We start from the raw sequence: 10,518 nt of genomic DNA on the forward strand, positions 1-10,518 counted from the left end.
GGGACGGCGAAGCACGGGCTGCCGTCCTGCGGGAATCTCGCAGCTGGAGCGTGTTTTCTCGCGCTTTCGCATACTTGGACCAGTCCCCCCGGGACGCCCGGCTGGCCATCAGGCGACATTCCAGGAGGACTTCGTCCGGCAGCCAACACTGGCTCGGACGCGGCGCTACTCGGTGTGAAAGCCGGTGCGCTCGCTGACGGAGCAGGCGAGCTCAGTGCCGGACGCGGGGCGCGGGCGCGCGGACGCGCACCTGCATCTGCTCGTCTCCGGCCACGACGCTGCTGAGCACCTCGCGCTGCTCCGGTGACAGCCGGGCCACCGCGCGCAACGACGCCACCAGCACCAGGGACTCCAGCGGAGACGGCACGCTGATGCCGTCCGGCCCCGTCTTCAGGGGCAGCGGCAGGCGCGGCGCGCGCCCCGCGGCGGTGAGCGCATCCACGGCATACGAAGGGGACGTGTCCAGCGTGACGGCAATCGCGGGCAGGCTGGTGGCGGCGTCACCCTGGCCACGCGCCTGCATCTCCATCAGCATCTGCAGCGCGCCCGGCTTGAAGTACAGCGCCAGCCCCGCGCGCCCGTCCCCCATGTGGAAGACGCACCCCTCGAAGGTGTGGTTCATCGGCCCGGTGACGGCCACCTCGAAGGGCTGGCTGTCATCCCAATGCGTCCAGGGCCGCGCATCCCAGTACTCCGTCGACGCCTGCACGAAGAGCAGCGCCTTGTCCGAGCCAAGCCCGGACAAGCCTCGCTGCCCCCACGCCACGAAGGTCGCGATGGCCGCGCAGGAAGACAGCGCTTGCGGTGAAGGCTCCGCCACGGCGAGCCCCAGCTCCGCGCCCGCGGCGGCCAGCGCCGGCACGCAGCGCACCTCCGCCGCGTCCACCCCTTCCAGCAGGGCCCGCAGCCCCGCTCCGTCGTCCGATTCGAAGACGGGCGCGGCGGGCTCTCCGGCGTCGGAGATACGCAGATACACCTGGACCTGCGTGTTGCCCTGACTGAGTGGCACGGGGCCCAGCTTGAGCAGATAGAACATGGGGCTCAGCCTTGCTTTCCGTCGAGGGCCTTGCGGACCTGTCGCATCAGCGCGTGGATGTCGAAGGGCTTCTGGAGGAACGGCATGCCAGGATACCGATGCCGCAGCGCGGACACGTCCACTGCGCTCATCCCCATGAGTGACACATCCTTGTAGGCCGGCTCAGCCCGGATGCGCTCGATGAGTGCCGGTCCGTCCAGGACGGGCATCATCCAGTCAGTGAGGACCAGGTCCGGCCGGAGCTCCGCCATCCGCTCCAGCGCCTCACGGCCGTGAGAGGCCGTCAGAACGCGGTAGCCCTCCTCTCGAAGGAGGTCCGCCAGGGCTTCCAGGATGCCCTGCTCGTCATCCACCACCAGGACCGTCTCCATACGGGTGGTACTACTCCTCGAGGTTCGTTCAGAAATGGCCAGTGCCCGGGTGCCGGGCAAGTCCCGTGAGCAGGGTATCCACAGCGACACTGAAGGGGGGCAGCACCTCGATTCCCTGGGGGGTGATGACGAACTCCCTCAGGGTGGGGTCATAGTGGGTGTCACGCATCTTGAAGATGCTCAGCAGCCTGCGCAGGCGGCCTTCGAGCTCGACATGTCTCAAGAAAAAGAGGTTCTCCGCCACAGCGGAAGGACCGACCTCCATCGGGACGTCCAGCACCGGACCGAAGAGCCGCGGTGTCTCCATGCCGAAGAGAGTGGTGGTCCCCGTGCAACGCAGCTCCTGGGTGAGGGCCGCGAAGAACGAATTGATGCGCGCGGGCTCGGGCGAGGACTGTTGCATGGCGCTGAGCCCGTCCACGAACACGCGCTTCACGTTGCGCCGCCGCACGTCCGACAAGAGCTGGTCCGCCAGCACGTCGAGAATGCATTCGGAAGGCGGCTGCCAGATGAGGTTGAGCCGTCCATCCGCCATGGCGCCGCCCAGGTCGATGCCCGCGGATGCCACCTTGCCCAACAGCCGGTTGGGCGGCTCGTAGAAGCCCATGTACAGGCAGTGCTCGCCCTGCTTCAGGCCCTCCGCCAGAAAGCTGCTGCCCAGCAGCGTCTTGCCCGCGCCAGGCGGACCGAGCAGCAGGGAGGTGGACCCTGCCGCCAGCCCCTCCGGGAAGAGCGCGTCCAGGGACGGAACGCCGAAGTGGAGGCGATGGGCGCCCGGGTCCGGCGGCGGCGTGCGCTGCACCCGCGACTCCAACCGGGGGAAGACCTCCAACCCGTCGCTGGTGATGCGGAAGGCGTGGACGCCGTGCAGCGTGGGGCTCCCCCGGAACTTGCGCACTTGCAGCTCGCGCCAGGAGCGCACGCCCTGGGTGCGCTCGCGCAGCTCCAGGATGCCATCCACCATGGTGTATTCCGGATGGACGGCGGGACCGTTGGCGCTGGTGAGCAGCAGCGCCGTGAAGCGCGTCAGCCCGGCGGCGACCTGGAGCTCGTGGATGAACTTCTTGAAGTCGCGGCTGCTGCCGGCCGCCTCCTGCGCCTGCACCAGGCCATCCAGCACCAGGATGCTGGCGTTGTGGTTGCGCACCTCGCGCCGCAAGAGCTCCAGCAACCCCGGCAGCCCGTGCTCCTCCAACGTGCGGAAGCCGCTGACGTAGTAGACGCCCTCGGGCAGCAGCGCCGAGTCGAAGAAGGCCATGTCCCGCATGTTGGCCAGCATGCGAGCGTGGGACTCCGCCAGCAGCGTGACATACAGGCACCGCGCGCCGGCGCGCCCCTGGTGGTAGCAGAGCTGGTTGGCGAAGAGGGTCTTCCCCGCGCCCGGCTCCCCCACGAAGATGTAGACACCCGACGACACGAGACCGCCGCCCAGCACGGCGTCAAGCCCAGGCACGCCAGTCGATACGCGTGCGTCCTGCCGCGCCGGTTGCTCGGAAGAGGACATGATGTCCGTTCCATACCGTAATTCGCCCCAGCGCGCGCCTCGGAATGTGAGAAGAGAACCGCGCGAGCCGTGAACAGCGAAAGGGCCTCAGCTATCGGCGTCCAGCAGGGCGCGCAGGTCGTCGGGAATGGGCATGGGCGTGAGGATGCCCACGTTCGCGCCGCCGGTGTTTCCCAGCGGTGCCCGCCCGAGCCATGAGCCTGGCGCGGCGACCAACAGCCGCACCGCCTGCCCCACCCACTCCGCGGCGTTCCGCCGGCGCCACCCGAACCCCAGCATGCGCCAGTGCACCCGCACGTGAGGGCCCGCGTGGGCCTGGCTGAGGACGTGGGCCCGCTCGAGGTGCTGCCAGGCACGCACATGCTCCGCACGCGACTCCGCTTCATGGGCCTCGCGCAGCTCCGCTTCGAAAGCGGCGCGCAGCTTCGCCTTCATCGACATGGATTCTCCCCGGTCATGTCGCCACCTTCGCGCCACGAAGCCCCCGCCGGCTTGTAAGAACGCGCTATCGCGAAGGCGGGCGCACCCACTCCACCACCCCGGCAATCTCCGAGGGCTTGAGGCCGAAGGTGCGGCGGAAGGCGTGGTTCAGGTGCGCGCTGTCGGTGAAGCCCGCGGCGTGCGCGGCCTCGGTGAGGGACGCGCCTTGTTGCAGGTGCTCGGCGGCCCGGTGCAGGCGCAGCCAGAGGATGTAGGGCCGCAAGGGGAAGCCCACCTGCGCGCTGAACAGATGCGACAGCCGGCCCACCGACAAGCCCACGCGCGGAGCGAGCGTGGCCAGACGCACGTCTTCCTCCAGCGCCTCTGGCAGCAGCCGCAGCAGCTTCTTCACCGCGGGGTGGGTGGGCTTCGCGACGCCCGCTTCGACTTGGAGCTCACGCAGCAGGACCTGCGTCTGCGCCTCGGCCTCCGCCCAGCGCACCGGCAACCGGTCGATGCCACAGGCCCTCAAACGTTCGCCCGCCGCGCCCCACGCGGCCGCGTCCGCGCCAATGCCCAGCGTCGCCAGCCGGCGGCCCACCAGGTCCTCCGCGGGGACGTGGAGCAGGACCGTGGCCAGGGCGCCTTCAACGATGGCGTGCTCGGCGTCCGGAGGAACGACGGCCGCCTGACATTCGACCTCCTGCTGACGGGCGTCGCGCAGGCGCACCGGCGCGTCCAGGGACAGCAGGACCTGAAAGGTGGGGTGGGCGTGCGGGTCCGTTGGAGCGAGCGGCCCCACGTACATCAAGCGCCGGGGGCCGAAGAAGACGCGCCCCAGCCACCGGTCCTCACGGGAAGACGGCACACGGGCGCGGGCGGGGCGAGGAGGCGTCATGGGGCGGGCTCGGTGCACCATCCTCGCATGTCTCCGCCTGCGCATTCCCCGCGAGGAAGCAAGGCCCTGCCCCGGGGCGCCCCGGCCTGCCCGGTTCCGGAGATTCGGCGGACGATGCACCCCTGGCCGTAAGGGGCCGGTGGCGCCCGGCTCCCCGGGTGTATTGATTGAAGAAGGTCCGAGACACGGGAGAGCCCCGCTCCAGGGGAGGGAGCGCGCCATGGAGGAGAGGGAGCCGGGCCTCGACGCAGCCGGGGACATCAGCCCGCCTGCCCGGGGTGGACATGACGCGCTGGTCGACAATGTCGACGGCATCGTCTGGGAGGCAGACCCCTGCGTCCGCTTCATCTTCGTGAGCAAGCAGGCGGAGCGGCTGCTCGGCTATCCGGTGGAGCAGTGGCTCACGGAGCCTCACTTCTGGATAGAGCACCTGCATCCAGACGACCGGGGCTGGGCCTCCACCTACTGCCACTCCGCGGTGGAGCAGTGCCTTCCCCACGAATTCGAATACCGGATGCTGGCCGCGGACGGCCGCGTCGTCTGGCTGCGTGACATCGTCACCGTGCTGTCCAAGGACGGCCGCGCCCACCGGCTTCAAGGCGTCATGGTGGACGTCACCGCGCAGCATCAGGCCCAGGAGCGGCTGGAGCAGACGGTGTCCCTGCTGGAGGCCACGCTCGACTCGACGGCGGACGGACTGCTGGTGGTCGACCGGGACGGACACATCACCGCCTGCAATCGCCAATTCGAGCAGCTCTGGGGACTGACGGGACTGGCGGCCTGCACGCACGACGCGACGCTGCTCGCGGCCGTGCGCGAGAAGTTGAAGACCCCGGACGCCTTCTTCTCGCGGGTCCAGTCCCTGTACGAGGAGCCAGGCCGGGAGAGCTTCGACATCATCGAGCTGCGCGACGGCCGCATCCTGGAGCGCTACTCCCTGCCCCAGCGGCGGCGCGGGCTCATCACCGGCCGCGTCTGGAGCTTCCGCGACATCACCGAGCGCGTGCACGCACAACGCACGCAGGAGCGGCTGCTGGCCGAGGCGCACGAGGCCATTCGCGTGCGCGACGACTTCCTCTCCATCGCCGCCCACGAGCTCAAGACGCCCCTGACGCCGCTGCGCCTCCACCTGGAGCTGCTGAAGCGGACGCTGGCGGCCAGGGAGCCCATCGCGCCCGAGCGCGTGGACAAGGCCATGGCGCAGGTGGACCGCCTGTCCGCGCTGGTCAATGATTTGGTGGATGCCACCAACGTGGAGGCGGGCCGGCTGAAGCTGCATCGCGAGCCCGTGTCGCTCCTGGAGGTGGCGAACGAGGCGTGCTCGGAGTTCCGCGGCATCAGCGCGGAGCATGCCTTCATGTGCGAGCTCCCCCAGGAGGACCTCCTGGTCATGGGCGACCGGGGCCGGCTGTCGCAGGTGCTGGCCAACCTCCTGGAGAACGCCGTCAAATACAGCCCGCTGGGCGGCACCGTGCGCGTCTCCCTGTCTCACGTGGACGGCAACGCCGTGCTCAGCGTGGCGGACGGTGGCATCGGCATCTCCCGGGAGGAGCAGGCGCACCTCTTCGGCCGCTTCTTCCGCGCGAGCAACGCGCCCGTATCCGGCTTCGGGGGCCTGGGCCTGGGGCTCTACATCTGCCGGGACATCATCGAACGGCACGGCGGTCACATCTGGGTGGACAGCGAGCTGGGCCGAGGCTCCACGTTCCATGTCTCGCTGCCCCTGCTGGCCGCGACGGCGCAACGGGAGGCCCGGCCCTGACGCGGCTCACCGCAGGACCGAGCCACTGCTGAGCCGCGACACGGCGCCGTGCAACATGCCCAACTGGCGGGGCACCCGTTCGAGCAACGCGCCGAAGACGGGGTCATCCGTCTTGCACGACACCTTCAACGGCGGCAGGGGCGGCGGCACGCGCCGGTCCATGAGCGCGTCCGCGAGCTCGTCGAGCGTGCGCCCCGCCTGGTGCGCCAGCTGCTTCAACTGGTCGGGAACCTCCGCCTCCGGCCGCTCCATGCCCAAGGCCGTCACCACGGTGGCGAAGCGGCGCGCATAGGTGATGACGGCCATGCCTGACTCGAGCTGCTGGGGCGGGCCGTGGTACTCGGCGGTGAGCCGCTCGAAGGAGGCCTCCGCGTCCAGCAGCGCCAGACTGAAGGTGCGCCGCGCGGCGCCCACCTCGGGCCGGGTGCCGCTGCGCCGGGAGATGACCTCGCGCAGGTATTCACCATCCGCGCGTAACGCGGTCGCCGCGGCTTCCGGGAAGCGGCGGCGCTCCGGCATGGGCCACAGCAGCCACGCGCCCGTCAGCGCCAGCGCGCAGGCCACCAGCACGCCCAGCGCGCGCTGGCCAGCGAGGCTCCAGTCCCCCGAGCCCAACGTGGCCAGCAGCAGGTAGTCGGGCGTGAGCAGGACCTGGAAGGCACCGAAGTTGATGGGCAGGAGGGACACCGACACCGCCGTGAGCAGGACGATGACGGCGAGCAGCGCGGAGGGAGAATGCACGCGCGTGGCAATCACCGCCGCCAGACATGCGCCCAGCAGCGTCCCGCCGACGCGCTGGAGCGCGCGCTCCTCCGTGATGGCCGAATACGGTTGGAGGATGGCGATGACGGTGAGGCTCACCCAGTGGGCGTCGCGGATGCCCAGCGCCCGCGTCACCACCAGCGCCGCCGTCGCCACCAGCCCCACGCGCAGCGCGTGCCGGAAGACGAGCGAGTCGGAGCGGAGGTGGTCGCGAAGCGGGGCCAGCCACGAGCGCGCGTGCCGAGGCTCCTGGCCCACCACGCTCCGCCCGCGGTCGGACACCGGGTCGCCATGGAGCAGGCCCGCGGCCGTCTCGTGCGCCACTCCTGCCAGCTCCCGAAGCTTCCCGAAGAGCGCCTCCACGTGGAGGGACAGCGGGTCCTCGCGGTTCCGGATGTCTGGAGCGGGCCGGTAGCGCCGTCTGCGCGAGCGAGGCACCAGCCGGGGCGCGCGCGGGACGCCTTCATTTCGCTCACGCACCAGCACCTGCTCCACCCAGCTCGCCATGGCCGCGTAGGCGTCACACAGCGAGTCCACGCGCGCGCGCAGCGGCAGGAAGCGGGGCTCGCGCACGGCCGCCTCCATGGCCTCGGCCAGGGCGATGAGCTGGGAGGACATCGGCTCGCACGTCTCGAGCAACACGAGCAGGTGCTCGCCGCGCCGGGACCTGCCCAGGTGGGTGCCGCGCATGGCCCCCAGCGTGGCGCGCGCCTGCTCCATGAGGGGCCGCACGCTCATGTGCCGCTCCGCGGCCTCCACCCACTCCTGGGAGCTGGCGCCCTCGCGCGACAGGCGGCCCAAATCCCAGCACGCCTCCGCCAGCTCCCCGTACACGCGCGCGATGGCCCTCCGCGCCGGGCGGTAGGGCCGCAAGGGCCACAGCACCAGGGACAGCGTCATGGCCCACAGGCCGCCGAAGAGCAGCCAGAAGGCGCGGGCCAGCGCGGCATCCACCCCCACCGCGGGCGCGCCCAGCGACACGACGAAGATGACCGCGAGCTGCCCTCCGACGGAGCCCGCCGTCTCTCCGTAGCTCCGCGCGAAGGCCGCCGCCGTCACCCCCAGCCACATCAGGGATACGTCCAGCCACGGCATGGACCCGCCCGGCGCGCCCAGCGCTCCCACCAGGGCCCCCAGCAGCGTCACCGCGCCCAGCTCCTTCGCACGCGTCCGGTACGAGCCGCCCTTGTCGGCCAATGACACCAGGAGGCCGGTCAAGCCCCCCCAGCCCGCGTCCTTCACGCCCAGCAGGAACGCGAGGACCAGGGGGACGGAGGTGGCCAGCGCGGTCCGCAAGCCCGCGCCAATGGCGGGCTTTCCTGGCCGGACGCGGAGGACGGAGCGCAGGTGTCTCAGCAGTCGGCGCATCCTGGAGCGTTGACACCGTGCGGCGCGGAAGGAACCTCCGCCCTCCCTCTCCGGGCACCCCTGCGGCCAGGGGAGCCTGCGTGCCCGGGCTCGTGCGGACAGGGCCCGCGACGGGATTGCGCCGCCGGCGCGCCGCACATGCCGTAACGTGCCGGCCCTGCCAAGGAGCGACACCTCGTGGAGACCCTTGTCCGAATCGCGGAGAGCCTCGGCCGCTTCTCTTCGCGCTTCGTCCCCAGCGCGTTCGCCATCGCCGTCCTGCTCACGCTGCTCACCATGGCGCTGGCCACCGGCTGGGCCGGCGCCGCGCCGCCCGCCGTGCTGGACGCCTGGGGCGGCGGCTTCTGGGAGCTGCTCGGCTTCTCCATGCAGATGGCGCTGGTGATGTTCACCGGCTACCTGCTGGCCCTCACCGGCCCCGTGCGCGCGTTGCTGGAGCGCGCGGCGCGGGTGCCACGCACGCCCCGGGGTGCGGCGGCGTGGATGGCCTTCGTCTCCATGGCCCTGGCCTACGTCAACTGGGGGCTGTCCCTGGTGGCCAGCGCCATGCTCGTGCGCTTCATGGTGAAGCGCCGGCCGGACGTGGACTACCGGCTGCTGGTGGCGTGCGCGTACTTCGGCCTGGGCGCCACCTGGCACTCGGGCCTGTCCGCCTCCGCGCCGCTGCTGGTGGCCACGCCGGGCCACTTCCTGGAGAAGAGCCTGGGCGTGCTGCCCATCGACAGGACGCTCTTCTCGCCCTTCAACATCGGCCTCACGCTGGCCGTGGTGGCGGGGCTGACGCTGCTGGCGTGGGTGCTGCATCCGAAGCCGGAGAACACCGTCCGCGTGGACCCGGCGGTGCTGGAGTCCCTGGGTGACTTCACCCCGCCCCCGCGCTCCGCCGAGCGCAGCTTCGCCTCGTGGCTGGACCACTCGCGGCTGCTCAACACCGTCATCGGCATCCTGGGGCTCGTGTGGCTGGCGCGGCACCTGTGGATGAATGGCGGCTGGCGCGCGCTCAACCTCAACGTGGTGAACTTCACCTTCCTGGTGCTGGCGGTGCTGCTGCACGGCACCCCCGCGCGGCTGCTCAAGGCCAGCGAGGAGGCCGGCACCGTGCTGCACGGCATCGTCCTCCAGTTCCCGCTGTACGCGGGCATCTACGGCATCTTCAAGGCCACCGGCCTGACGGAGCGCATCGGCGAGCTGTTCGTGTCGCTGTCCACGCGCGAGACGTTCCCCGCCATCGTCTACCTGTACAGCGGCGTGGTGAACTACTTCGTCCCCTCCGGCGGCTCGAAGTGGGCCATTGAAGCGCCCTACCTCCTGGACGCCGCGACGCGGCTGGGAGTGGCGCCGGAGAAGGTGGTGCTGGCGTATGCGTGGGGCGACATGGCCACCGACCTCATCCAACCCTTCTGGGCGCTGCCGCTGCTGGCCGTGGCGCGCTTGGAGTTCAAAGAGCTCCTGGGATTCCTGCTGGTGGCCTTCCTCGTGTACCTGCCGCTGGTGACGCTGGCCTTCTTCCTCTTCGGCTGAGCGGCGACGCGGGCTGTGGTAGACCCAGCATGGCAAGGCGGGCCTGGGGGCCTGTCACATCACGAGAACGAGGGGACTTGAGATGGCGAAGATGCTGACGCGGGGCCTGCTGTGCGCGGTGCTGGGAATGTCGCCGGTGGCCATGGCGCAGGACGCGGAGCCCGCCGCCGCACAGGTGAAGGCGCCGGACGCGAACGCGGTGCGTGACACCTGGAACTACTTCTACAAGGGCCAGGGCCAGGGCCCCGTGCTGGTGGAGGCCAAGGTCTGCACCGAGGTCGCCAAGGAAGGCCCCAACAAGTACGAGTGCACCGCGGAAGTCGGCCCGGAAGGCATCAAGGCCGGCACCAGCGTGATGCTGTGGCAGGCCTACCTGGTGCCGCAGGGCGACTCCGTCGAGGACATCATGGTGCAGTCGAAGCAGGGCACCGTCGTCCGTGAGACGAAGGACGTGAAGATCAAGGGCGAGGGCTGGCGCGCGCGGCAGTGGACGGGCCTGCGGCTGAACAAGCCTGGCGCCTGGACGGTGTCGGTGCTGCGCGGGGACCAGGTGTTGAAGGAGATTCAGGTCAAGGTGCTCTGATTCACCCCTGAAGCAGGTGGAAGCACCTCAGCGCCCGCCAGCGGCCCTCAGGCCACCTGGCGGGCGTTTGCGTTGGTGCACCCGGCACACACCTGCCCCCAAGGCCGGGCAGTCCGTCGTTTTTCCCCCGACGTTCCCTGTCGGACAGGGAGTTTTTTCAGCGCACCCGACACCCGCCTCTGCCCCGAGGGCAATGTTCCGTCCGTCTCCAGAGGGGAGCCGCCCCGCCACGGCGTCTGGCAATGCCCTTGCACAAGAGGTTCTCCGGTTGAGGGGCAGGGGGTTGTCGGGGC

At 70.5% G+C, this 10,518-nt stretch carries 9 protein-coding genes; 3 read left to right on the forward strand and 6 right to left on the reverse strand.

From position 1 onward, the window contains the following. Positions 1–211: 211 nt before the first annotated feature. The 5 genes from FL344_RS24715 to FL344_RS24735 form a co-directional block, all read right to left on the reverse strand. Positions 212–1,036: a hypothetical protein gene (locus FL344_RS24715; RefSeq protein WP_141592783.1), complete on the reverse strand. Its 825-nt coding sequence runs from the start codon at positions 1,034–1,036 to the stop codon at positions 212–214. A 5-nt stretch (positions 1,037–1,041) separates the two neighbouring features. Further along, positions 1,042–1,407: a response regulator gene (locus FL344_RS24720; RefSeq protein WP_011550838.1), complete on the reverse strand. Its 366-nt coding sequence runs from the start codon at positions 1,405–1,407 to the stop codon at positions 1,042–1,044. Between the two features lie 28 nt (positions 1,408–1,435). After that, positions 1,436–2,911 (reverse strand): ATPase domain-containing protein, encoded by a 1,476-nt coding sequence (locus FL344_RS24725; protein WP_141592782.1) that lies wholly within the window; start codon positions 2,909–2,911, stop codon positions 1,436–1,438. An 87-nt stretch (positions 2,912–2,998) separates the two neighbouring features. Next, on the reverse strand, positions 2,999–3,352 hold the full coding sequence (locus tag FL344_RS24730) for a DUF3703 domain-containing protein (RefSeq protein WP_228565341.1): 354 nt from the start codon (positions 3,350–3,352) through the stop codon (positions 2,999–3,001). A 64-nt stretch (positions 3,353–3,416) separates the two neighbouring features. Continuing rightward, complete coding sequence (locus tag FL344_RS24735; RefSeq protein ID WP_228565342.1) at positions 3,417–4,229, reverse strand: AraC family transcriptional regulator; 813 nt, start codon at positions 4,227–4,229, stop codon at positions 3,417–3,419. 220 nt (positions 4,230–4,449) lie between these two features. On the opposite strand from FL344_RS24735, the gene FL344_RS24740 reads away from it, so the two are divergent. Next, positions 4,450–5,991 (forward strand): PAS domain-containing sensor histidine kinase, encoded by a 1,542-nt coding sequence (locus tag FL344_RS24740; protein WP_141620244.1) that lies wholly within the window; start codon positions 4,450–4,452, stop codon positions 5,989–5,991. Between the two features lie 6 nt (positions 5,992–5,997). On the opposite strand, the gene FL344_RS24745 is transcribed toward FL344_RS24740, so the two are convergent. Beyond that, a complete protein-coding gene (locus tag FL344_RS24745) occupies positions 5,998–8,121 on the reverse strand; it encodes an FUSC family protein (protein ID WP_141620245.1) in 2,124 nt (707 codons plus the stop codon). Positions 8,122–8,298: 177 nt separating this feature from the next. Between FL344_RS24745 and FL344_RS24750 the strand changes: the two genes are divergently transcribed. Continuing rightward, complete coding sequence (locus FL344_RS24750; protein ID WP_141620246.1) at positions 8,299–9,642, forward strand: short-chain fatty acid transporter; 1,344 nt, start codon at positions 8,299–8,301, stop codon at positions 9,640–9,642. 82 nt (positions 9,643–9,724) lie between these two features. Then, positions 9,725–10,225: a hypothetical protein gene (locus FL344_RS24755; RefSeq protein WP_141592777.1), complete on the forward strand. Its 501-nt coding sequence runs from the start codon at positions 9,725–9,727 to the stop codon at positions 10,223–10,225. Positions 10,226–10,518: the final 293 nt, after the last annotated feature.

The sequence above is a fragment of the Myxococcus sp. AB036A genome (assembly GCF_006547355.1).
GTDB classification, from domain to species: Bacteria; Myxococcota; Myxococcia; order Myxococcales; family Myxococcaceae; genus Myxococcus; species Myxococcus virescens.